Raw genomic sequence first — 24,947 nt, forward strand, 5'->3', positions numbered from 1 at the left:
CCAATGCGAGAGGCGGGGGGCTGGGCGCGATGCTCAGTGGAGCGGGTAGCTGGCGGCGGGTGTGATGGCCGTGGGCGGCGACGCGGCATCGGCCGCCTGACGGCGCCACGCCCCCGGTTGCATGCCTGTCACCCGCTTGAACGCTTGCGAAAAGGCCGACTCGGACTGGTAGCCGACCTGCTCGGCGGCTTCCGGCAACGACACGCCCGCGCGAAGCAGGGCGGCCGCCGTCTTCATGCGGACCAGTGTCACGAACTGCGCCGGGGGCTGTCCGCCGATTTCCGCGAATTGCTTGCAGAAGCGCGCGCGCGACATGTGAACGAAATCCGCCATGCGATCGGTCGTCCAGCGTGCCCCGGGGGATTCGATGATCGCGGCAGCGAGCCGCCCGAACGCGTCGCGCCGCATGAGTCGCCACATGCCCGGCGCCACATCTTCGGTGTGCACCGCTTCGCGCAATGCATAGTAGAAAAGCAGATCGGTAAGGCGCGCGAGCAGCGGCGACGGGGCGTCACCCGGTCTGCGCGCTTCGGCCTGAATCAGGGTGAAGATCTGCGTCATGCCTTCCAGGCGGCCGCTGGCGTGGCGTGCGACGATCGGATTTGGCAGCATGCCGAGCACCAGCGCGTCCAGATCGGTGCGGAACTCGAAAAAGCCGCAGGCCAGGGCGACAAAAGGCGGTGCGTCGGATGCCGTGTGCGGTGCAGGCGGCAGCGGCGTCATCGTGCCAGCGCGTGTGCGCAGATCGGCGGGAGGCGTTGACGACGGGGTCAGGGCATGCGGCACGTCGGAGAGCATGAACACGGCATCTCCGGCATGCAGGGCCAAGGTGCGCGGCGGTTGACCTGCGTGCGGGCCGATATGCAGGTAGCAGCGACCATCGAGCACCACGTGGAAGCTCGCACGCTGGTGACCCGCGGTAGATGCCTGATACACGCCGCAGTACTCGCCCACATGGAATAACGTGCTTTTCAGCTCGAGGCCGGCCAGCAGCCAGTCGGCCACGCGCTCGGGATGCCCCGGATGCCCCGGATCGGCCAGGGACATGCTTGCGTGCGGCAGTGTTGCGTCAGCCACATCCGGCGTGTCTGAAACGTCTGCCAAAACACTTTGAGTCTCCCGATCCATCCCAAACCCCACCTCTTGACGCCTGCTTCGGCAAAACGACCATGCTCCCCACCGACATTCGCCAGCACAACTATTTTTTCGTTGGATGCTTATTACGGTCGGGGATTTGCCGGGTAGCGTGGCGCGGGGCCGCGCATGGGCGCCTGCGGCAATGATAGGACCCGGCGATGGGGGAACGGGGCGGGGCGCCCCGGGCATTGCCTGCAAGAGGTGGGTTTCGACGCCCATGCCATCGGCGAGGACGCATTGCGTTTCGGGCAGGCATGAAAAAAGCCGATGATCTTTCGATCATCGGCTTTTCGTATTTTGTTGGTGCCCAGAAGAGGACTCGAACCTCCACGGTGTTACCCGCTAGTACCTGAAACTAGTGCGTCTACCAATTCCGCCATCTGGGCCCCGTCAGCTCGCTTACTGCTTGCTCGCTGCGAAGAAGTGAGATTATGCCGAGGCTGTCGGGGGCTGTCAACACTGGCGCGTGAAAAAATTCAAAAACTTTCACGCGCCGTCTGCTGCGCTCGGGGAACGCCCCGAAGTCACGCCGCACGGCCCATATGCTCCGATCGAATCATGTCGATCAAATGGCGCAATCCCGGCAACGTCTGACGGCGGCTCGGGTAATACATCGACAACGGCGGCCCATCGACGGCCCAGTCCGTGAGCACCGCCTCCAAGGTGCCGTTGGCCAACTGCGCCGAGACGTTGCGCTCCAGCACGTATCCCAGGCCCAACCCGCCCACCGCCGCGGCAATCACGCCATCGCTTTCGTTGATGCTCAACGCACCGGGCACATCCAGCTCGACCGACGACGTGCCGTTGCCGAGCTCCCACTTGTACAACGTGTTGTCGCCCAGGCGCATCCGGATGCAATTATGCGACATCAAATCCTGCGGCGCCTTCGGTCGACCGTGGCGCGCAAGGTACGCCGGCGAGGCCACGACGATCCACTTGAGGGCCGGCGTCAGCGGCGTCGCAATCATGTCGCCAGGTACCGTATCGCCGTAGCGCATGCCTGCATCGAAGCCTTCGGCGACGATGTCCAGCATCCGGTCGTCGACCGTCACATCGAGCTCGATATCGGGATACGACGCCACGAAGCGCGGCAAAATCGGATCCAGCAACAACCGCGCCGCATCGCGTGGGACATTCAGGCGCAAGCGTCCGGCCGGCGAGGCCCGGTAGCGGTCCAGCGCGCCGATCGCCGTCGCGATCTGCTCGAGACCTGCTTCCAGTTCCTTCGCCAATGCCGATCCCGCCGCCGTCGGCGACACGGAGCGACTCGTCCGGTTTAGTAACTTCACGCCCAGACGCGCTTCGAGATTTCGCATCGCGTGACTCAGGGCGGAGGTCGTCACGCCCAATTCCGTGGCGGCCTCGCGAAAACTCTGCCGGCGGCAGATGGTGACAAAAACGTTCAAATCGGCAAGCTCGCCGCGAGTGAAGGCAGGCATGTATTTCCCAACAAGTATCAAGCAACAAGAACCAAAAACACCCGACGAGCTCAACGAGTTAAGCGTCTGTTGAACAATATTCAATTTTTTATGAGGTAAATTTTACAGATTTCCTTTTGGTTCTGAGCGGCCCCTTGAGCGGAGTGACGCAAACGCTACACATTCTCACTTACGTTCATTCGCAGGCGCCCCGCAGTTCGGTGCGCCGCCTTCGGCAGGGGATCGGCGGATGGGGGGGCGAGGAGGGGGCGGTCGGCGCAAGATGCGCGTCGAGCACGGCAACCGCGTCAATCTCGGTGCGATGAATTGTGCGCGCGGGCAAGCGCATCCTGGCGTCTGCATGTGCACGGCGAAACACGAACAAGGGCGACTCGCCAGGAATCCAGGAATTCAGGAATCGCCCTTATGTTTTGTCACTTCATGGACGCCGCATCAGGCGTCCACGAAAATGACCTGCCCCGTGATGAAACTGTCGACGCATCGCCGGAATGCTTTGCCGACCAGGGTGTCGGCGACCGGCTGATAGCCGGGCATCATGTCCCGATAGTCCGCCCACGCCGATTCGATCACGGTCGGATTGACCGCGTTGATCCGGATGCCGCGCGGCAACTCATGTGCGACGCATTTCACGAAGGTATCGATGGCGCCGCTGGTCGTGGCATCCGCGATGCCCAGGGGCATCGGTTTGATGTTCAGAATGCCGGAGATCAGCGTGAACGATCCTCGGTCGTCGATGTACTTCAACCCCTCGCGCACGACGTTCATCTGGCCCACCAGCTTGCTTTGAATCGTGGTCGCCCACTGGCTGTCGGTCATCGACTCGAAGTCGGCGTATTCGCAGTGGCCGACGGCGCTGATGACGGCGTCGAACGATCCATAAGTCTCGACGACGGATGCAAACAGGCTCGCGAGCGACTCGCTGCACGTGATGTCGACCTGAAGATGCTTCGGATCGCTGCCGCCGGATCGGCTGGCCATGAGGATGTCATGGTCGTCCAGATCGGTCATGGCGGCCTGTCCGATGTGACCCGTCGCGCCGATCACGATGACGCGCTTTTTCCGCTTGGTGTCCTTGGTGTCCTTGGTGCCGGTGCTCATGTTGCTTACCTCGCTCAGTACATTGGAAAACGAGGCGCCATCATAGAAATCGCCGGGTGTGCGGTAAATCAGGCGGGGGTTGTATCCGTTACAAGGAATCGTTGTGGACAGTATCGACCTCAAACATATGCGCATCTTCCTGCGGCTCGTTCGTGAGAAAAGCGCGTCGAAAGTCGCCGTCGAAACGGGCATGTCCCAGCAGGCGATAAGTGGATATCTGAAACGCTTGCGCGACGCGCTGCCTCACGAGATTTTTCTGCGTCATAGCAATGGAATCGAGCCCACGGACTTTGCGCTGGACGTGGCGCGAAAGTTCGAGCGCGCCCTCGATGAAGTCGACGGCGTGTTTCACGCGGGCGTGTTCGATCCCGCGACGTGGGATCGATGCATCGGCATCATCGCCAACGAGTACGCCCAACTGTCGATGCTGCCGAGGTTCGTGGCGCAGATTCGTCAGTCGGCGCCGCATGTCAGGGTGAAGGTGCTGGACTTCGATGACGCTGCGCACGCGGAGCAACTCGCGAAAGGGGAGGCGGAACTGGTGCTCGGGTTCTCCGCGTTTTTCGACGGCTCGCTCGTGAGAACCGCGCTGCGCGATGAGCGGTATTGCTGTGTGGTGGGAGATGGCTCGCGGATCGCGAGCCAAATTCGCGAGGTTGCGGATATCGGGAAGTTCGCGCGCGTGGATTTTTCGCCTGGCAGCAGCGACTCGCGCGATAGGGTGTCGCAGTGGCTCGCGGCGCATGGCGTGACAGGTGCGCCGGTGGCGACGTTGGCGTGTTATACCTCGCTCAAGCCGTTTCTCGACGTCAACGACGTCCTCGCGTTCGTGCCCTGTTCGGTTGCGGTGGCTTGTCGGTTGCAAACCGTCGATCTGACGCCGATGCCGGAGGTCCTGACGGCAAGCGTTGGGTGGCACCGGAAAACTGCCGGGAACCCGATGGGGATCTGGTTGCGTGACGTCCTGACGTCGATCGAAGCGTCAGCCCGCGGGGGAGGTGTTGCCTCCGCGGCGGTCATCCCTGCCGTGCAGGCATGAAAAAAGCCGATGATCTTTCGATCATCGGCTTTTCGTATTTTGTTGGTGCCCAGAAGAGGACTCGAACCTCCACGGTGTTACCCGCTAGTACCTGAAACTAGTGCGTCTACCAATTCCGCCATCTGGGCCCCGTCAGCTCGCTTACTGCTTGCTCGCTGCGAAGAAGTGGAATTATGCGTATCGGGCGCGGGAGTGTCAACACTTTTGCGTAAAAAATTTTCTTTTCTCTCGCCCCCGCCCACTGCCGCGCTCAAATTCCGCACAGGTGGCAGTTTTCGTGAGGTTTGCCGTATGATTGTCCCTGACTGTAGGACGCCGCACTACGCGCGTCATACACCTCCACGGACCGTCGGGCGCATGGTGCGCCACTCGGCCGGACTCAACCGGCAAAGCAACGCTACCGACCTTTGAGCAAATATCCCTATCCGATCCCGAGCCGCGAAGAAATCCTCGGTGTCCTGCGCACCGCCGACTCCGCGCTGTCCGCTAACGATATCGCCGAAGCGCTTGCCATCAAGAAGCAGGAACGCGAAGGCTTCTTCAAACGTCTCGCCGCCATGGAGCGCGACGATCAGATCCGCCTCGATCGCCGGGGCTACTACCAACTGACGCACCCCTCGAACTTCATCGCCGGCCGCGTCATTGGCCATCGCGACGGCTATGGCTTTGCCGTTCGGGACGACGACGGCGATGACCTCTTCCTTCCTAATGAGGAAATGAAGAAGGTCATGCACAACGACCGGGTCCTTCTGCGCATCGCCGGCTACGACCGCCGGGGCCGTCCCGAAGGTCATATCGTCGAAGTCGTGAGCCGCGCGAACACGCACGTCATCGGCCGTTTGCTCAATGAGAACGGCGTCATGGTCGTCGCCCCCGAAGACAAGCGCATCGGCCACGACATCCTCATTCCGCCGCGCGCGCAGGGCAAAGCGAAGGTGGGGCAGGTCGTCTCCGTCGAACTTACCGATTACCCCAGCCGCTACAGCCAGCCCATCGGCCGCGTCTCAGAAGTGCTCGGCGATATCGACGACCCGGGCATGGAAATCGAAATCGCCGTGCGCAAGTACGGCGTGCCGCATCAATTCTCGGCCGAGGCGCTCGCTGCCGCGGGCGCGCTGCCGGACGAGGTGCGCGCCCCCGACCTGCGCCACCGCATCGACCTGCGAGACGTGCCGCTCGTCACCATCGACGGCGAAGATGCCCGCGACTTCGACGACGCCGTCTACTGCGAGCCTGCCAAGGTGGGACGCGTCAACGGTTTCCGCCTCATCGTTGCGATCGCCGACGTCTCGCACTACGTCGCGCCCGGTAGTCCGCTCGACGCCGATGCGCTCACGCGCAGCACCTCCGTCTACTTCCCGCGTCGCGTCATTCCGATGCTTCCCGAGAAGCTCTCGAACGGCCTGTGCTCGCTCAATCCCGACGTGGACCGCTGTGTGCTCGTGTGCGATGCGCTCGTCGCGCCCAACGGTGAGGTCAAGGCGTATCAGTTCTATCCGGCGGTCATTCATTCCGCCGCGCGCCTGACCTATACCGAAGTGGCCGCCGTGCTCGGCAACACGAAGGGCGCCGAAGCCCAGCGCCGTGCCGCGTTGCTGCCGCACCTCCAGAATCTGTACGAGCTTTACAAGGTGCTTGCGAAGGCGCGCAAATCGCGCGGCGCCATCGAATTCGATTCGACGGAGACATACATCGTCTGTAACGCGCAAGGCAAGATCGAACAGATCCTGCCGCGCACGCGTAACGACGCCCATCGGCTCATCGAGGAATGCATGCTCACGGCCAACGTGTGCGCCGCCGATTTCCTCAAGCGTCACAAGCAGCCCGGCCTTTATCGTATTCACGCGGGACCCTCCGGCGAACGACTCCAGGTGCTGCGCACGTTCCTCAAGACCCTCGGGCTTGCGCTCGGCGGTGGCGACGAGCCGTCCACGTCCGATTACTCCGAGCTGATGACGCAGATCGAGTCGCGTCCCGACGCCCCCATGCTGCAGACCATGCTGCTGCGCTCCATGCAGCAAGCGGTCTACAGCCCGGACAACATCGGTCACTTCGGTCTGGCCTATCCGGCTTACACGCACTTTACGAGTCCGATTCGCCGCTATCCCGACCTGCTCACGCATCGCGCCATCAAGGCGATTCTCGCGGGCAAGAAGTATGAGCCGGAGATTCCGGCGGGCGTGGAACTGACGACGGGGCTTTCGCCGCACGCGCGCAAGTTGCAAAAGGACGACGACGCTGCCAAGGGCAAAAAGTCGCCGGCGGCGAGGAAGCGCGATGCCATCTGGGACGAACTCGGCCTGCATTGCTCCGCGAACGAACGCCGGGCTGACGAAGCCTCGCGCGACGTGGAAGCCTGGCTCAAGTGCTACTTCATGCGCGACAAGCTCGGCGAGGAATATGGTGGCACGGTCAGCGCCGTGACGTCGTTCGGCATCTTCGTGCAGCTCGACGATCTGTTCATCGAAGGTCTGGTGCATGTCACCGAACTGGGCAGCGATTATTTCCAGTTCGACGAGGTGCGTCACGAGTTGCGCGGCGAGCGAACCGGTATCCGTTATCGCCTGACCGACCGCGTGCGCGTGCAAGTGAGCCGCGTGGATCTGGATGCACGCAAGATCGACTTCCGCCTCGTGCGCGAGCCGAACGCCCGCTCGCTGGCGAAGACCTCGGGTCGTGCGGAACGCGGTGGGGCACCTGCACCGTCGCCTGCGGCGGGCACACCAGGCATCGCCGGCTCGGCAAGCCCCGGTCCGAGCATTCGCCAGTTGCCCAAGGGCGGCGCGTTGCTCAACGGCGTGCAGCCCGCACCAGCCGGCAAGCGTCCCGCCAAGCCCAAGTCTGCCAAGGTGAAAGCGGCACGTGCCGAGCGCGGCGCGGCGCCCGCCAAGCATGGGGGGAGTGGCGGTGGTGGCGGCAAGGCGCCGGCCAAGCGCCAAGGCGGGCCGGGCGGGCCGGCGAAGAAACCTCGCCGCTGAGTTTTGTGCCGCCAAACCCTTGAGCGCCGGTGAGCGCAACCGGGCTTCGTCAAGCGATGAACCTACGGCGTGCCACCCGTATTTCCGGGCAACGTGTCACCGAACGGCGGCGAAGTGAGCGGTTTGCAGTAAGATGGGCGCCTTTGCCGGGAATCAGCGGCATTCGGTACCCGCGATGAATTGCGGCGGCGGTGGCCCATCGGGCTCCCGCCGCCGTCGTGCTTTGGGCGGCCCGTTGTGATCGACGTGATCGACGTGATCGACCGAATCGAGTCGCACGGTTCGCGATGACTGCCCGGGCGCACGCTATTTTGAGGATGTGAAATGAGTAAATTGAAATTGCTGTTCGGCTTTCATGCCGTGACTGCCCGACTGCGCCACGACGCCAGCAGCATCGAGGAAATCTATTACGACCCGAGCCGCCGCGACCGCCGCATGACCGATTTCCTCAAGGCTGTGGAGTCGTTCAAGAATGCGCCGGGCGTCAAGATCAAGGTCATTCAGGCCGACGGCAAACGTCTGGACGGCATGGCGGGTTCGTCGCGTCACCAGGGGGTGGTGGCGCAGGCGCAGGAAGTCTCGCTGGCGCTCAATCTGGACGAACTGCTCGACGGCATTTCGGGTGACCCGCTGCTGCTCGTGCTCGACGGCGTGACCGATCCGCACAACCTCGGCGCGTGCCTGCGTGTTGCCGACGGTGCCGGGGCGCACGCCGTGATCGCTCCCAAAGACCGGGCGGTCGGCCTGAATGCGACGGTGGCCAAGGTCGCAAGCGGCGCCGCCGAGACCGTGCCGTACATCATGGTGACGAACCTCGCGCGCACGCTGCGCGAACTGAAGGATCGCGGCATCTGGGTGGTCGGCACGTCCGACGACGCGCCGGCCGACATCTACGGCACGAAGCTCACCGGTCCGATGGCCATCGTCATGGGCGCGGAAGGCGAGGGCATGCGGCGCCTCGTCGGAGAAACGTGCGACGAGCTCATGAGCATCCCGATGGCGGGCGGCTGCGAGAGCCTCAATGTCTCCGTAGCCAGCGCCGTGTGCCTGTACGAAGCCGTGCGCCAACGCGCGGTGGCGGCAAAGAGCGCGAAGTAAGCCTCGGACACCGCCGGATGCCCCCGGCGGTCGATCGGCGCGCGTCGGCCTATTGGCCCGGGGACGCCATGGCCCGGCTGCCGGAACGCTGTGACTCGGCGTCGGGCCCGCCGACGCGACCGGAGGGTACGTCGGGGAGCCTGCCCAGCAGCGACGCCTGCGTAGGGGCGCCCGCATCATCGGCGCAGGCAAACAACGAATTCAGCGAGCAGGTGGAGCTGTCGTCCGCTCTGGAGGCGGTTTCGCGACGCAGGGGCGATGGCGTCTGCATCCGCATGTCGCGATCCGCATGCTGACCCCATGAGGGCGCGGTAGCGGATGTCGCCGATGTCGCTGATGTCGTCGGTGCGGCTGTGGCCTTTGCTGCGGCCTGCGGCTGCGGCACGGCCACTCGCTTGAGCTTGCGGCGTGCAGGCGTCTGCACGGCGCGTCCGGCCACATGGGAAATGCCGATGGCCTTGGCGAACGCCGCATCCCGTGCCCGCTGCGCCGCCTGGGTTTCGTTGATCTTCGTCAGTTGAAGCATCGTTTGCTCGACGCGCGTCTTCGCGCCCAAAGGTGCACCTGTCGCGGCGCTCGCTGCGACATCTGCGGCGACAACCCGCTGCGCCCGCACGGTTTGCGCGCTCGCCAATGCCTGTTGCCCGCCCGATGCCACAGCGACCTGTGCCGATGTGCCGACCAGGCGCGAGTCTTCCCTGATCAATTTCTCGTATTCCGCCTTTGCCACGCCGATCAACTGCGTGCGCACGTCGACCCTTTCGTTGGCCGTCGCCTCCGGATGGGTTCGCAGATATTCCACGTAGGCTTCACCCGCCTCCTGAACGATGTGGTCCCGTGCGGGTCTGCGTGCCTCGGCAATGGCGCGTCCGAGCGTTTTTCCATCGGTCTCGAGCACAGATCGCGTGACGCCACGCGGGGGGGCGTCGTCCGGCAGCACCTTGCGCCATTCCCGCTCGAGCGCCGACGTCATGGTCTCGCGCAGGTTGCGCAGCTCGTCGCACGGCAGTGTCGGCATGTCGGTTCTCAGTGCGTCCTCGAGCACCGACTTCTCGATCTGGTCGAACGTGTTTCGGCAGAGCAGGGTGCACAGTCCGTCGAGCAGTTCGACGGCCGACTCGCTGGGCATGTCCTCGGCCTTGCGCCGGTTGTGAGACGTCTTGCTTCGCGAGCCGAACGGGAACCTGAACAGTTCCTCGCGGTTTTTCCTGCTGATCCTCGACTTTGCACTGGTCCGGCAAGCGAACGATTTCGCTTCGAGTTCGTCCCGGATCTCACGGGCAGCCGCTGCGCCGGGGTCGCGAGAGCTCGCCGCCGCGCAAATCTCCCGATAGAAGCCCTCGTATTGCGAATAGGTCGATGCGAAGAATGTGCCCCGGATGCTCGTCAGAAAAACCTCCTGAATGAAGAACTGGTCGGCAATGCGGACAAACGCCCGGGCGGGCGCGGCATCGTAACGTGCACGAACCGCGAGCATGGAGGTCAGGAACTGGCCCGGGATCGTCTTCAGCATGGACCAGACCGACATGGATTCGAGTACGCCATCGGCCATCAGGCTCGTGAGCAACTGCAAATAGCCTACGGTGACCTTGCCAAACAGTTCGGCCGTCGCTTTCGAGTCGCTATGCGCGTGCTTCATCGCGCAGGCAAGGGTCGAGACAATATTCGGTTCAAGCAGCTTTCTCGCCGTGAGCTTCAGGCTCGCGCTATGGCCGACAATGACCTGATGACGTAGTGCTTCGAACACGACGGCAAGCGCCTGAAGGCCATTGATCGGCGCGAGATGGCTATTGGCGACCCGCACACCGGCCTCTCTCAGGAATGTGTAGTCGATTGCACGGCCCGTCGCGTTGCGTATCGCGAGCAGCATGTCCGTGCTCCTTGTATCGGCGTCGACAATGCGACTGGCGAGAACGCGGGTGACGATCGTTGTGTCGCCCACGTCCAGCACGATGGCGCGGGCGATGACTTGCTCGGCACTTTCGGTCGACACCGAAATCGTTGGCGCGAGCGTCGAGGTGTGTGCAAACGCCGAGCCGCCCGGGCGCGCCGTGGCCCTGAGCACGCGTCGCCGTGCGTCGACGATGGTCAGCGCGCCTTCGGTGATCTTCTCTTCGGTGTTCATCAGCCATTCGATGGGAAGTATCGGCGCGGTCGTCTGATGTGGGTCGATGTCCTGCGCGAAGTAGAGGAAGGTCGACGATGCCGTGCCGAACATGACGACCATGAGATTGGTCACGTGCATTTCCCGCTGCATGGCCACGACACCGTACGAGGTGCCGATATTCCATTTACCGTGCGTTTGAAAGACGGCGCTCCTGCCGAGCAACTGGCGATACACCTTGGGAATGATCTCGCGCGCAGCCGGGTCGGTGCGCGGGGCATCGGCGGGGGGATGCACCGGTGGTGCAATGCCGAGTTCCTCCAGGCCGACGTCCGTCATGTCCGCAGGCGCCGTTTCGACGGGTTGCAGATCGCGCGCATCGAGATCCAGAACCTTGCGGCTCGCCACGCTTGGCGTGTAGAACGCGTTGGGCACGCTCAGGGATTCGGTGTCGCACGGGTGGGCAGCATCGCGGGACGCAGGCACCGGAAAGACGATCATGGCGAACGACCCGATGCCCCCGATGCGGTTATCCAGCAGGAATTTCCGGATCTCGGGTTCGAGGCTGCGCAACGCCGAACGACTGACGCCGTCCAGCCTGCGTTGCGCGACGGTGGACAGGATGGGCGAGTCGCTTCTGTCGAGGTACGCCATCGGGGGAGGCGTAATACGGCCGGTTTGTGGGTCGGTTTGTGGGCCGGTTGGGCCGGTTCGTGGACTGGCGTCCGGATAGTAGTGCAGGGTCGTGGTGACGCACACCGGCGAGTTTGCACGGTTCGGTTCGGCATCGGGCGATCGGTGTGACGCGAGAAGCAGTTCGTCGCTAAAAGCGTCGGCGCGTGTGCGCGCCGGGTCGACGAGCGCGTCGGCAACGTCCGTCGTTGCGCCTTGCGGTGCGCCCGGAATCGGCGACACCGTGTGAGACATCGAAGTTGTCATCATGAGGGTCATCGATCAATGGCCTGCTGACGGATCGGCCTGTCTGCCGGATCCCGGATCTCGTTGCCGAGCGCCAACGGGGCTGGCGGGTGGGTCGGGCAGCAGTATGCGAAACGCTGTTTCCATTGCTTCGTCCGAGTCGACGGAACTGACCGAGAGCCGGGAGGCGGACTTGAAGGACTCGGCTGCCCGCTGCCAGGTCCACGTGGACGCTCTTGCATGCGGTTCCTGCGCCATCGCTTTACGGTAGGCGTCGGCGGCGCATGCGATCTGCGCTTCGGACTCCCGTTTCGCACGGGCTTTTGTCTGTGCTATCGACTTTTCCAGCGCCTTGTCCTGCACGACGCGGGCGAGCGTGTTCCTGACGTCCTGAAACGTCTGGTGGGATTCGGCCAATCCTTGCCTTGTCGCTTCCCTTTCTCTTGCGCGGGCGTCGGCCGTCTGCGCAAATTGCGACGGGAAGGCGTCGCTTTCCTTCGGCGCTGCCGTGCCGATGGCCGCAGCGGCCGCGACCCGCTGTGTCATCAAGGCGCTCGCGCGGGTGGCGGCATGATCTGCACTGAGGGCCGCCGCCGCGTGGGCCACGCGCTCCGTTCTTGCGTTGTGCGTGCCGACGAGTTTGCGGTACTCGTCCATGGCGGCCGCACGGATGCGTTCTCGTGCTGCGATCAAGTCGGCTTTAGTGGCGTCCGGGTGTGTCCGCAGGTGCTGCACATAGGCTTGACCCGCGCGCTCGATGATCTGGTCTCTGGCAGGTTTGCGGGCTTGCGCCACGTGATGGCCGAGCGCTTTGCCCTCGGACTCGATCAGCGATCTCGTGACCTTCGCCGGGAGTGCTTCGCGGGGCAGCGCCTTGCTCCACGCCGTTTCCACCGTAGATACCATCATGTCGCGAAGCGCATGATGTTCACTGACGGGGAGGGTCGGCATGTCCTCGCGCAGGGTGGTCGTGAAGCTGAAGGATTCCATGCGCTCGAAGGTTTCGCTGCAAAGCAGCTCGCGCAATCCATCGAGCAACTTGTCTACCGGCGCAAGCCTGTCGAATTCGGCATGCTTGAGGTCGTTGTCGCGCAGCGGCGCCGAGGTCTCGTTGAGCACCTGAAACGCATGACGGTGCATCGATCTCAGGTTCTTCTTGCTGATCTGCACGGCTGCCGTTCGTCCCACGTAGCCCTTGCGTTCGAGTTCGTGCCGGATGGCGACAGCATCCGGCGCCACGGCGTTGCCGGGCTTCGCCGCCTGGAATACCTTGCGATAGAAGCCTTCGCATTTGAGCGATGGCTCTGCGACCAGCAGACTGGTGATGCTGGAGACAAAGAGGTGCTGGATGAAGAACTGATCCATGAGGCGCACATAGGCGCGTGCCGGTGCCGCGTCGCCGCGCGCCCGGTTCGGGCCCACGTGGGACGCGGGCACGACTCGGGTGCGCTCGCCCAACATGCTCGTGAAGCGCTGACCGTCGTGCGTCTTGAGCGTGTCCCAGACCGCCAGCGGCGTCAATACGCTGTCGGCCATCAATGCCGTGAGAAGGTGCAAATACGCTGAAATGGCCTTGCTGAAGAGCGCCGACGTCGCTTTCGAGTCGTCGTGGGCATGGTCGAGCGCATTCGTGAAATTCTGAAGCAGGCGCGGGTCGAACAGTTTCTGCGCCGATAGCGTCATGCTCGCCCGATGCCCGAGAATCCACTGGTCGCGGATTTCGTTCACGATGCACGCCATTCTTTGCAGTCCCCGCACGGACCTCAAGGGACTGTTGGCCGCACGTACACCGGCGTCTCTCAGGTAGAGATAGTTGATGGCGCGGTTGGTGACTTTGCGCAGCGGCAAGAGCATATCGGCGCTTGACGCTTCCACGTCGACCAGACGGTTCACATGGAGACGCGTGAGGATCTCGTGGTCTTTGACGTCGAGTTCGATCGCCTTGGCGATGACCTGATCGGCCTGTCTGGGCACTGACGAAATCGCCGGGCGTATTCCCCTGTACGCGAACGCGGAGGCGCCGGCCGATTGGGCGCTGGCATTGCGCACACGGCGTCTGGCGTCGACAACCTTCAGCCGCCCGGCGTCGAAGGTGTCCGCGTGATTCATGAGCCACTCCACGGGTAGCATCGGGGCGGTGCTCTGGTGCGGGTCGATGTCCTGGGCGAAGTACAGATATGTCGTGCTCGCCGTGCTGAAGGTCACGATCATCAGATTGCTGACGTCAAGGCGCGCTTGCATCTGCGCCACGCCGGACGCGGTTCCGATGTTCCATTTCCCGTCGACCTGAAACACGGCGCTCACGCCCAGCATCTGTTGATACAGCTTCGGAATGATGTCGCGTACGTCCGGCGCCGTTTGGGGGGTATCGGCGGGCGGATGCACAGGCGGGGGGATCCCCAGTTCCTCCAGCCCGACGTCGGCCATGCCGACCGCCACCGTGTCGATCGGCAGTAGATCGACGGCGTCCAGATCCAGCGCCTTGCGACAGGTGAGAATCACCGGATACTGCGAGGACGGCATGCTCAACGCCGCGATATCGTCAGGGTGCGCGCCAAGATCCGGCGTGGTGCGCTCGCTTTTTTTGACCGCATGCTCACCAATGCCGCCGATACGGCTATCGAGAAGGAACTTCCGAATCGCCGGTTCAAGGCGTTGTAGGTCGGCGATGTTCACGCCGTCCATACGTGCCTGCACGAGTTCGACCGACGGGCGGGAATCGAAGCGTGTTGCGCCGGGCGCTGGCGCACGTGGCGCACGTGGCGCAGGACTGCCCGAAGCGTCCCGCTCGCTGTGGTAATGCAGGGTCATCGATTCGCGACTCGGCCACGCGCTCAATTCGGAAAATCGTCGGACGCCTTGCCTGTCGACGAAGGATGACGGCATTTGCGCCGGTGTGAGGACCACCGTCGCGGGGGCGTGTCTGCCCGGCTTCATCAGGTCGGGCATGGAGGGCGAGCGCGATCGCAGTCGTACCGATCCCGGTTGGGCATTCGACAGCGGGAGGTGTTCGCTGCCCATACGTGCTTGCGCCAGAAGCTCGGCACTTCGATAATTTCTCGCCCACCGGCGCTTCGGATTCAGAGGCGCCCGGGTCTCCTGCGCAGACGCGCTCGGTGTTGGCACGGTTGATGACACGGATGATGGTGCGGCGGTCGCGGACATCGCATGGGGCATCATGGCAGTCGATGCGACGCCCGCACTCGGCGGCCCGCGGTGATTTGCGTCGCAGGCCGAAACAAACGCGGCACGTCGAAGAGAGTCAAGGTGACGCGAGTGTTGTCGTCCGCCTGTTCGGGGCCTTTCAGGAATCGCTCAGCCTGCGCGCGGTCCGCTGGAGGCCGGCGCGGATAGTGTGGCGGGTGCCCGCACAAACGACGTTTGGGCACTTGGCCGGGTCCATTACGCGTGTCTGTCGTGACCCCGGGTTGCATGCCGGGCCGCGAGACACCGGCGTATCCGAGGTGTGCGCGAACGGTATCAACCGGTGCACGCCCCGGGACTCATGCGTGTTTCCGGCTGAGCGTCGATGGGTGAAGACCGGGAGGACAGGGAGGACTGGGAGCGCTCGGAGCGCTCGGAGCGCTGAGATTGTTGGGCGTGTTGGGGTGAGCCCGACGCGCCGCGTCGGCCGCCGGGCGACTCGCACGGCACCACCGGAAATTCGGGCAGGCTTTGCAGAAGACTCCCAAACGACATTTCGCTTGCCGTCAGACTGAGCGTGCTTGACGCGAGCGATGGCGAGGAAAACGCATGCCGGGCGAGGTTTGCCCGCCGTAGCGCATCGGATGTGGCGTGCGCATGTCCCTGACGTCTTGCCCCCTCCTGCCCGTGTGGGTCGGCTTCGGTTCGTTGCCCCGGCGGCGCGGCCATCTGTACCAGAGCGGCCGTGCGCAACCGGGCGCTTTCCCGCGACACGGCGCTCGCCTCCGCCTGCCGTTGCCCGAGACGTCGATGGTGCGATGCGTGGGCGTCGGCGGCACGCTTTGCATTGTCGAGCGTCGCTTTCGCGGTGCAGGCAACGGTGGCTAACGTCGCAAGCCGACTGAGCTTCACCGCCTGCGCGGCTCGGGTGACCTGTTCGCTACCATGCAAAAGCAGTGTCTGCGTCGATGCGCCGGGGGCGACGCGCTCGGCCTCCATGAGCGCCTTGTGCTGCGACCGGGTCGCATCGATGCTCGCCTGGAACATTTGCGCTACATGGGCTTTCGACGCGTCGGGGTGCCGGGCGACGAACGCTTCGTACCTGTCGAGCGCCATCTCCCGAATGCGGTCCAGCGCGGGTTTGCGAGCGCAGATCACGTCGTCGCCGTACGCGGCGCAGGCGTCTTCGAGCATTGCCCGGGTATGGGGGGGCGGCGCCGCCTCTGCGGGCAGGACGTTGCGCCACGCGTCGTCCAGTGCGTCCTTTACCTGCGCCTGGAACTTGCGCTGCTCTGCCAACGTCTGCGTCGGCGAGTTTGCCCGCACGGTGGCTTCCATGTGCGTTCTCGACATCCGGGCGATGGCAGCGGGAGTGATCGTTTCACGAAATCGGTCGAGGATGTCGGCGACCGGGACGTTTTGCGTCATGCGTCGGGGGCCAAGAATTCTCGAGGCCTTATCGAGCGTCGTAAAGGCCCGATCGTGGATTTTCTTGATGCGTTTTGGACATAACATCAGGGTGGTTCGGGTGGCAAAGCGTCTGCCTTCGAGTTCCTGGACCAGATCCTTGGCGCGTTGCGGAAGATTGCCCCAGGACGATGCAAGTTCTTTTAGCAGGCCGTCGTATTCCGAATCCGGGGGCTGTACGACGACGCTGGCGATGCTTCTGCGTTGCATGCGCGCTTCCGTCATGGCATCGAACAGGCCGACCATTGCGGCGTCGAAGTCGGGCAGGGCGCGCGCGCGAAACCCGAGCATTGAGCTCAGATACGCGCCGGCCGGGGTCTTGAGCATGTCCCAAACCGCCCGGGCCGTCAGAATGCGATCGTCGATCAGTCGGCCCAGCAGTTGCAGGTAAAGGACGGCGCACGCCACGCTCAGCCGCGCGGTCTCGGATGAATCCGTGGCGCAATAGTCGAGGCCTCGGGCGACGGACGTGACAATATCCTCGTCAAGGAGTCGGCGCGCGTGTATCGACATTGGCTGCGCGTGCCCGGTGATCCTCAGATCGCGCAGGCGATTCGCGAGTGCCCCCAGCGTTTGATACTCCCTGATCGTCGGGGCACTGCTGTTCGCCACGCGGACGGCCGGATCTCTCAGGAAGACGTAGTCGATGGGGCGGCACGTGAGCTTTCGCAAGCGCCTGAGCATGCCAATGCTGGTGCTCTCGACCTCAAGCAGGCGGCCGACCGACATGCGACTGCGCACGGGCGTGGTGTTGGCGTCGAGGGCGATGGCTTCGGCAATCGCGACTTCGGCGGACATTGTCGCGCCGGGCACGGTGCAGGGGGCGTCGGGTTTGCGAGCGAATGCCGAGCCAGCGCCGCATCTGCCGGGGGCGCATCGGATACGGCGTCTGGCGTCCACGATGCGAACCGTCCCGATGTCGACGCGGTGCCGATCACCCATGTATGCGTGAATATGCAGCAACGGCGCCACCGCGTGATGCGAGTCGATGTCCTGAGCAAAGTAGATCGCCATGCGCCTGGGGGATGCGTATGCGACGAACATGAGGTTTGCGGTGCCGAGTTTCGTTTGCAGTTCGACCACGGCCGTTGGGCTGGCGATGTTCCATCGGGTGTCCGTTCGGTAGACGGCCTCCGGTCCCAGCAGCGCCTGAAAAATGTGTGCCACGCCCTCATGCATTGCGGGGTCGAACGCGCCCCGACTCGCAAGAATGGGTTCGTAGGCGGGCGGCGCAACCGCCTGATCCGTCCGGTCGCGAGGGGCCGCGCACCTGGCTTGCGTGGGCCGCGGCGCCGTGTCCGGGATCAGCGTCAGCGAGCCGGACGGCGCGGCGATGACGGCGCTGGGCGTCACGAGCGAGCGGATCGCCGTCGCCAGATCGGGCATTCCCGGCGGATCCGTGTCGACGGAGCCGACCGGGCCGATCGACCTGCCCGACTCAATCGACTGATTCGTCCCAATCGATTGAATCGACCCATTCGATCCATTCGACCCAAGCGACCCAAGCGACGCATTCGGCCCATTCGGCCCATTCGGCCCAAGCGGCGCGGTGGACGCAGTCGGCGCACGCAACGTGACGGCACGCCGCTCGGCGACGAGGTCGCGCGATTGCGGCGTCACCTGTCCATGTCCGGCGGCAAGCCTGCCGGGGCGCACCAGCGTCGCCGCGGTCGGGGGAGTGTCGGACATCTCCATGGGCGGCCAGGTGTGGCGTTGTACGGACGTTCGCGGGCGCGCCGTGCGTGTGAGGCGATACCCCTGCTTCCAGCGGAGTTTGGGGTGGGTCGGTGCGGCGAGTGCCGGGCGGGGCGTCTCCGGACTGGCGGCCGCCCCTGGCGTGACGGCACTTGCAGAAGGGCTCGATAGCATGGAATGCGTGCGTAGTGTGCAAAGCGCAATGCGATATTGCGGGGATGGGGCGGATGGGCTAACGATGGGGCTACGGTCCTCGCGAGGCGTGCCGCTTATGAGCGCTGCGGCGGTTCGAAGCGCGCATGCGCGCTGCCCTCTCTTAGCCGTGCGAGTCGGTACGCCATCTCGTGCTCGCGTGGCGCGCGCTGCGGTGGGCCTTCTGGTACAGCGGGGAAGTACACGTTTTCCAGCCCCTCCGGCATATTGGCCGCGCCGGCGGTGGCCGCGCCCACGTCGGCGTGAGGCGAGGTGCCTTGCGACGGCATCGTTTGCGCCGCACGTTCGCCGCCACGTTCACCGGAACGTTCAGCGCCACGTGCTGCCCGCGTTTGCGTCGCCTGCGCTCGCGCGTCATCGCATGCGGCGTCCTGCGCCTGACGGTTCACCTCATGGCGAACCCATTGCTTCGCCTGACCAGCAACGATGGCTGCCGCATGCACGGCGGCTTGCTCGGCCTGCATGGCGGCCGCCTTTCGGGCATCGACCTTCGCGGCGCAGGCGGCATCTTCGGCTTGTCTGCGAACGTTCTCGCGCATGGCGTCGTTCGCCGCCTGCACCGCTGCGCTCAGAGCGCTCACGTGAGCGGATGTCAGTGCAGCTTCCGTGTGTTTGCGCATTTTCGCCTTCCTGGCAGCCTCTTGCGCGCTGCGTTCGGCTTGCGATTGCGTGCTCGACGTTACCGTCGCTGCCGGCTCGGCGGTGTCCGCGATCGTCGCCAGGTAGGCCGCCCTGGCCGCTCGCAAGCATGTTTCGAACTGCGACTGGAGCGCGTCCTGGCTCGCGCCCGGATGGCGGCGCTGGAATTCGGCATACACGGCGACGTGCTCGTCGATGATCGCGTCGCGCGCTTGCTTGCGTGCTGCGGCGACGGCACTGCCATATTCGGCGCCATGCGTCTCGACGATCGCCTTCGCGATGTGAGCGGGCGGTGCGCTGTTCGGCAAGACGTCATGCCACGCCTTTGCGACGAGCTTGTCGATCATGTCGCGAAACGCCCGGACTTCGGCGGTCTTGATGGTTGGCATGGCTTCGCGCATCTTCGTTGCCAGCCGGAGATTGTCTGCCGTATTGAGTGCGCTTAAGGAAAGCGACTCCCTCGCGCTCAGCAGGACTTCCTTGAGCGTCACATGCTCGAACGTCAGCGGTTGCGCCACATCCACCTGTAGCCACCTGCGCGCTGTCAGTTTGACGGCCGTGCGCAGGCTCACGAAGGCCAGGGATTCCCGTAGCCGGGGCACCAGATCGGCGGATTTGAGCCACGCGACCAGTGCGTTTCGGACGTCGCCCGGCGTGTGCGCAGCACGCAAGAGCTCCACATAGAAGCATCGTCCACAGCCGCCGGGTTTGCTCAACAGGACTCGCATCAATACCACGCGATCCGCGCCGGCTTTCTTCAGGTCGTCGAGCAGACTGACCCATGCGCGCGCGAGCATCGGATGCATGGCGACACGAGTGGCGAGCAGCGAGACATACGCTTTTCCTTCCGGGGATAGCAGGGTGTCGGTGATCGTTCTGGTCCGGACGATCTCGGTGCGTGCGAGCACGCCCAGCAGGCGCAGGTAGCAGGCGTTGCTCATGAGGCCGAGATGCGCCGCGTCGGTGAACCTGCCGTCGAAGCGCAGCAGGGCGTTGGACAAAGCGTCGAGGAGGGGCGGCACGGGCAGTCGGCGCGCAACGTGGATCATGGCGGCGATGTCGCCGGTGATCAGATGCGCGTGAAGCTCGTTGACGGCGGCGGCGAATTGCTGGATGGCCAGAATCGTCGGATTCCGGCTGTTGGCCGTCGTCACGCCATAGTCCCGATGGTAGACCACACTTACCGGCCGCTTCGTTTGCGTTTGCAGCAAGGCCAACGTGCTGGCGCACGAATCGCAGGTGTCGAGCAGCGTGTTGAAGTGAATGCCGCCCACGAGCGGGGCGTGTCTGGCGTCGCGAGCGACCACCGTCGCGATAATCTGTTCGGCGTCGTTCACGCGGTCAGCCGTCGTTGCGCACGCGGGATCGAGCACCGGCAAGTTCATCTGCATCGCCGTCTTGCTTGGCGAATCCGGAGATTCAAGGACGGCACGTGCCAGGCGACGCTTCGCATCGATGAACGTGATGGGCCCGATGGCGACCTCGTCAGCGTCGCCCATCGTCCGATGGATGGCGAGGGTGACGTCTTTGGCACGCATGCCTCCGGACAGGGAAAAGTACACTTTGCGTCCTGACGGCGTCTCGACACTGGCAAAAGCGAAGTTGTTCTCCCGCAGTTGCGATTTAAGGTCGGCAACGCCGGCGGCATGGCCGATATTCCATTCGCCGTCGGTTTCGAATACCAGCTCCGGGCCCAGTATCGTCCGGTAGACGGCCAGGTCGAACCCGTTGTGCTCCGGATGAAACCGGTTGCGGCTCGACAGACTTGCCTTGTTGGCGCAGACGAACGCCTGCTGTGCGTTTTGCGACGTAAAGATTCGCACGGCCTCATCGCTCGCACAGGATAAGGGGCGAGACTTTGGTCTGGGCGGCGCCTGTGCTTCGAGTTGCCGAAGCACGTTCCGAAAGCTGGAAGTCCGTCGGAGTTCGGCAGCCGGCGTTTTGAATTGTTGCTTGCCTTCGCAGTACAGGTCGATGAGACGTTTATCGTCGGGCACGTCGGGGTCGAGGCGGTGAAAAGCGTTCGACGCCGACTCGGGCCGGAACCGATGCGACACGTAGTACCGGTGCCTGTCCGCCTGCACGACGATAGACGACGGCTGTCCCGGCAGGCGCATGCCGAAGACCGTTTTCTCGAAGGGAATCCCTGCGACGAGGTTGGTCAACGTGAGCGACACCAGTGATGACGATGGTGGCTGCGTCGACATGTCCGATTGCGCGGCCGCTCGCTGCGTCTGCGCAATCGGCGCTGTGTCGGCCAGGCGGCCCTCGATCGTATCGAGGTGCTGCGGGACGGGAGGAAGCCCGGCCAATTGCGCGTTATCGGCCGAAAGCACCGAAAGTCGGCTGCCCGACGTATTGACTCTGACGTACTGGTCGTTGTGCACGAACAGTCCCATTGGCGCATCGCGCTTCGACGTCGGATTCGCGGTGGCGGCGCCCGGTGGCGAGCGCGTGGCCGAGGTGGTCGGTGTCGCGGGCAGCACACGTACGCGCGATAGCGCGGTCGCGGAGTCCGACGTAGACGGGGCAAGGACGTCAAGGACGTCAAAGACGAGCCGACGCGCCGCTTTGGGGCCAGTATGGGTTTTCGGGGGCTTGGGCGGCAGGCTGAAGTCGCTCGGTTTGACGGGCGATGGGTTGCTGATCAGCTCGCGCCACGGGGGATGGCGGTGACGCGCGTTGCCGGCGGTTGCCGACGACGCGAAATCGACAAATTCACTCGATCGCTTCTGGCAGGGGGAGAGTGCAAGGTTCGCTCCCGAAGCGCCACGATGCGGTGCGGGGGGAGGCAGGGGGGCGCGCGGTGGAGGCGGCGGCGAGACGTGAATGCGGGGAATCATGGCGGGGCGTCAGATCGCCGGCGACGAGACGCACGGCAATGCTGACGCCGCCAACCCGCCGTAAGCGCTTGTGCACGAAGTGAACGTGCTGCGAAGTCTTACGTCGGGTCAAGCTGCGTACTTTCAGAAAACGCTCCGCGCAATTATTGTCCGGCGCGTGCCGCGTCAATCAACCCTTCGAGCTTGATGGCGTCGGCCGCGAATGCGCGAATGCCCTCCGCGAGCTTTTCGGTGGCCATGGCGTCGTCATTGAGTGCGAAGCGGAACGACGGTTCGTCCGTTTTCACGCGTTCGATGACGGCAGCGCGCGCGTCCTTGACGTCGAGCTGCCGTTTGACTTCGCCATCGGTCGTCCGCAGTTGCTCAAGAAGCGCCGGGCTTATCGTGAGCAGATCGCAGCCTGCCAGCGCGAGAATCTGGCCCGTCGAGCGGAAGCTCGCGCCCATGACCTCCGTGCCGTAGCCGAAGTGCTTGTAATAACGATAGATGCTCGACACCGAACGCACGCCCGGATCGTTTTCGCCAGCCATCGCGGCGTCGTCCCAGCTTGCACCGGCTGACTTCTTGTACCAGTCGTAAATGCGGCCGACGAACGGGGAAATCAGGCACGCACCGGCTTCGGCACAAGCCGCCGCCTGAACCAGCGAAAAGAGCAGCGTCATGTTGCAGCGAATGCCGTCGCGCTCCAGGATCTCGGCCGCGCGAATCCCTTCCCACGTCGATGCAATCTTGATCAGCACGCGTTTGCGCTCAATTCCTTCGGCTTCGTACATTGCAATGAGCTTGCGGGCACGTGCGACCGTGCCCGCCGTGTCGAACGACAGGCGCGCATCGACCTCTGTCGATACACGACCCGGCACGATGTCGAGAATTTCGCGGCCGAAGGCAATCAACAGGCGATCGATGATCTCGTCCGTCGACGCGGCGCGGTACTCGCCGACCACACGCGTGAGAATCGGGCGATAGGCGTCTTTCTGTACGGCGCCGAGAATCAGCGAGGGATTGGTGGTGGCGTCTTGCGGCTTGTAGGCGTCCATCGCCTGAAAGTCGCCGGTGTCGGCCACGACGATGGTGTGACGCTTGAGTTGGTCGAGCAGGTTCATGAGAGCGGCCTTGCGAGAATTGCACAGCGTGACATGAAATCCGGCTTGCGCCAGCCGAGCGCCAATGCGACGAGGGCGGCGCAGGCGGCGCGAGCTGAACAGGCCGGAACATCGGAGAAGCGTCCGGGCGGCAAGGCCACGAAAAACGGCGCGTCTCGCCCGCCTCCGGTAAACTTCCGACTTTACCAAACTTTGCCGGAAATCCCCATGACCCAGGACGAACTCAAGCGCTTGGTCGGCCAGGCTGCTGCCGATTATGTGAACCAACACGTGCCCGAGGGCAGCGTGATCGGCGTGGGCACCGGGTCCACGGCCAACTGCTTTATCGACGCGCTCGCGGCCCACAAGGGGCGCTATCGCGGCGCCGTGTCGAGCTCCGAAGCGAGCACCGAGCGCCTGCGCAAGCATGGCATCGAAGTGTTCGACCTCAATCAGATCGACAGCCTGCCCGTGTATGTCGACGGCGCCGATGAAATCAACGCGCTCGGCCATATGGTCAAGGGTGGGGGCGGGGCGCTCACGCGTGAGAAGATCGTCGCCTCGGTCGCCGAAAAGTTCGTCTGCGTGGTGGACGCCTCCAAGGAAGTCGCCGTGCTCGGCGTCTTTCCGCTGCCGGTCGAAGTCATTCCGATGGCCCAGGCGAGCGTCGCACGCGCGCTCGAAGCCCTGGGCGGCAAGCCGCAGGCACGCGTGCGCGCCGACGGCAGCCCGTACGTGACCGACAACGGCTGCGCCATTCTCGACGTGCATGGCTTGCAGATCATCGATCCGGTCGCGTTCGAGGCGAAGGTCAATCAGATTCCCGGCGTGGTGACCGTGGGGCTGTTCGCGCAACGCGGTGCGGACCTGACCCTGATGGGCACGGCCTCGGGCGTGCGTTCCATCGATTACAAAGACTGAGTTCAGGAGGGCAGGATGGCTGGATCGCGTCGTCTTCCCGAAACCTGGTTCCGCCGCGGCCTGTGGCTGATCGCCGTGTTGTTTGCGGCGTTTCTGATTGGCCTTGGCGGTCTCGTCGTCGACCGATTGCCGGGCGTCGCCCCTGCGCCAACCCTCGCGTCCTTTGTCGATATCGCGCAGGCCCAACGTGCCGACGCGGCGATCAAGCAGGCGCAGACGCAACTCGAAGACGTCGAAAGTCAGTTGGAGACGGCGCGCTTGCAGCTCAAGGCGCGCAGTACGGCGTATCGCAACGCACGTGAATCGTTCAACGACTGGGTCGCCACGCGCACCGCGACGGCGCAGGCGAGCCAGGACGCCGAACTCGTGTCTCGCACGCGCGCGCTCGATACGCTCAAGGCCGCCGAGCGCGACGCCCAGACACAGGTCGACACTCTCGAATCCCGTCATCTGGATGCGCAGCGCGCGCTCGAGTCTGCGCGCAACGCCCGCTTTGCGCTGAACGACGCGGCGAGCGAGAAGCTTGCTGCGATTCAGCGTTCGCAGGAACTGAAGGTCTTCGGCATTCGGCTGGCGTTGACGCTGCCGCTGCTGGCCGTCGCCGGCTGGCTGTTCGTACGGCAGCGCAAGAGTACGTGGTGGCCGTTCGTGTGGGGCTTCATCTTCTTCGCGCTCTTCGCCTTCTTCGTGGAACTGGTTCCGTATCTGCCGGACTACGGCGGCTACGTCCGATACCTCGTCGGCATTGTGTTGACGGTGTTAATCGGCCGGTATGCCATCGTCTCCCTGCAGCGCTATCTGGCCAGGCAGAAGGCAGAGGAGCAATTGCCGGACGAAGAGCGGCGCAAGACCTTGTCCTACGATCTGGCGCAGGCGCGCCTGGCCAAGGCAGTGTGTCCGGGGTGCGAACGTCCCGTGAAACTCGACGACCCGGAGCGCGACTACTGCGTGCACTGCGGCATCTGCCTGTTCGACCATTGCGGCACGTGCAAGACGCGCAAGAACGCGTTCGCGCATTTCTGCCATCACTGTGGCGCGCGCGCCACCGGGGCGAATGCGGATCCGCAGGCGCGTGTCAGCCCTGCGGCGTGATGGTGTGAGGGTCCCGGGATGGCTCCCGGGCGTAACCCCT

General features: G+C 64.2%; 13 protein-coding genes and 2 tRNA genes. 5 read left to right on the plus strand and 10 right to left on the minus strand.

What is annotated here, in order from left to right:
• Positions 1 to 33: 33 nt before the first annotated feature.
• The 4 genes from UC34_RS10410 to UC34_RS10425 all read right to left on the minus strand — a co-directional run bounded on the left by UC34_RS10410 (position 34) and on the right by UC34_RS10425 (position 3,674).
• Positions 34 to 1,047: an AraC family transcriptional regulator gene (locus UC34_RS10410; RefSeq protein WP_044455478.1), complete on the minus strand. Its 1,014-nt coding sequence runs from the start codon at positions 1,045 to 1,047 to the stop codon at positions 34 to 36.
• Between the two features lie 391 nt (positions 1,048 to 1,438).
• Positions 1,439 to 1,523 (minus strand) — tRNA-Leu (locus UC34_RS10415).
• Positions 1,524 to 1,661: 138 nt separating this feature from the next.
• Positions 1,662 to 2,576, minus strand: a complete 915-nt coding sequence (locus UC34_RS10420; protein ID WP_044455479.1) for a LysR family transcriptional regulator — start codon at positions 2,574 to 2,576, stop codon at positions 1,662 to 1,664.
• 432 nt (positions 2,577 to 3,008) lie between these two features.
• Entirely contained in the window at positions 3,009 to 3,674 is a 666-nt protein-coding gene (locus UC34_RS10425; protein ID WP_044455480.1) for a short chain dehydrogenase, read from the minus strand.
• Positions 3,675 to 3,777: 103 nt separating this feature from the next.
• On the opposite strand from UC34_RS10425, the gene UC34_RS10430 reads away from it, so the two are divergent.
• Positions 3,778 to 4,713, plus strand: a complete 936-nt coding sequence (locus tag UC34_RS10430; protein WP_052810980.1) for a LysR family transcriptional regulator — start codon at positions 3,778 to 3,780, stop codon at positions 4,711 to 4,713.
• A 43-nt stretch (positions 4,714 to 4,756) separates the two neighbouring features.
• Here UC34_RS10430 and UC34_RS10435 read toward each other — a convergent pair.
• Positions 4,757 to 4,841, minus strand: a tRNA-Leu gene (locus UC34_RS10435).
• Between the two features lie 279 nt (positions 4,842 to 5,120).
• On the opposite strand from UC34_RS10435, the gene rnr reads away from it, so the two are divergent.
• A complete protein-coding gene (gene rnr / locus UC34_RS10440) occupies positions 5,121 to 7,691 on the plus strand; it encodes a ribonuclease R (RefSeq protein ID WP_044455481.1) in 2,571 nt (856 codons plus the stop codon).
• A 324-nt stretch (positions 7,692 to 8,015) separates the two neighbouring features.
• Positions 8,016 to 8,789, plus strand: coding sequence for a 23S rRNA (guanosine(2251)-2'-O)-methyltransferase RlmB (gene rlmB / locus UC34_RS10445; RefSeq protein ID WP_044455482.1), 774 nt, complete (start codon positions 8,016 to 8,018; stop codon positions 8,787 to 8,789).
• A gap of 49 nt (positions 8,790 to 8,838) precedes the next feature.
• Here the strand turns inward: rlmB and UC34_RS10450 are convergent, their stop codons facing one another.
• From UC34_RS10450 to tal, 5 genes are all read right to left on the minus strand, one after another.
• Positions 8,839 to 11,835 carry a hypothetical protein gene (locus UC34_RS10450; RefSeq protein ID WP_157123131.1) on the minus strand — a complete coding sequence of 999 codons (2,997 nt, stop codon included), beginning with the start codon at positions 11,833 to 11,835 and terminating at the stop codon, positions 8,839 to 8,841.
• A gap of 12 nt (positions 11,836 to 11,847) precedes the next feature.
• Positions 11,848 to 14,622: a hypothetical protein gene (locus tag UC34_RS10455; protein WP_157123133.1), complete on the minus strand. Its 2,775-nt coding sequence runs from the start codon at positions 14,620 to 14,622 to the stop codon at positions 11,848 to 11,850.
• Positions 14,623 to 15,291: 669 nt separating this feature from the next.
• The gene (locus UC34_RS10460; RefSeq protein WP_157123135.1) at positions 15,292 to 18,111 is read right to left on the minus strand and encodes a hypothetical protein; all 2,820 of its coding nucleotides are present in this window, start codon (positions 18,109 to 18,111) and stop codon (positions 15,292 to 15,294) included.
• Between the two features lie 275 nt (positions 18,112 to 18,386).
• The gene (locus UC34_RS10465) at positions 18,387 to 21,455 is read right to left on the minus strand and encodes a deaminase domain-containing protein (protein WP_044455486.1); all 3,069 of its coding nucleotides are present in this window, start codon (positions 21,453 to 21,455) and stop codon (positions 18,387 to 18,389) included.
• Positions 21,456 to 21,955: 500 nt separating this feature from the next.
• Positions 21,956 to 22,915, minus strand: a complete 960-nt coding sequence (gene tal, locus UC34_RS10470) for a transaldolase (protein ID WP_044455487.1) — start codon at positions 22,913 to 22,915, stop codon at positions 21,956 to 21,958.
• 207 nt (positions 22,916 to 23,122) lie between these two features.
• Between tal and rpiA the strand changes: the two genes are divergently transcribed.
• Together rpiA and UC34_RS10480 are read left to right on the plus strand one after the other, a co-directional pair.
• Complete coding sequence (rpiA, locus tag UC34_RS10475) at positions 23,123 to 23,815, plus strand: ribose-5-phosphate isomerase RpiA (protein ID WP_044455488.1); 693 nt, start codon at positions 23,123 to 23,125, stop codon at positions 23,813 to 23,815.
• Positions 23,816 to 23,830: 15 nt separating this feature from the next.
• Positions 23,831 to 24,907 carry a serine endopeptidase gene (locus UC34_RS10480; protein WP_044455489.1) on the plus strand — a complete coding sequence of 359 codons (1,077 nt, stop codon included), beginning with the start codon at positions 23,831 to 23,833 and terminating at the stop codon, positions 24,905 to 24,907.
• The last annotated feature ends 40 nt before the right edge of the window (positions 24,908 to 24,947 follow it).

Origin of the sequence: Pandoraea vervacti, from assembly GCF_000934605.2 — a bacterium.
GTDB classification, from domain to species: domain Bacteria; phylum Pseudomonadota; class Gammaproteobacteria; order Burkholderiales; family Burkholderiaceae; genus Pandoraea; species Pandoraea vervacti.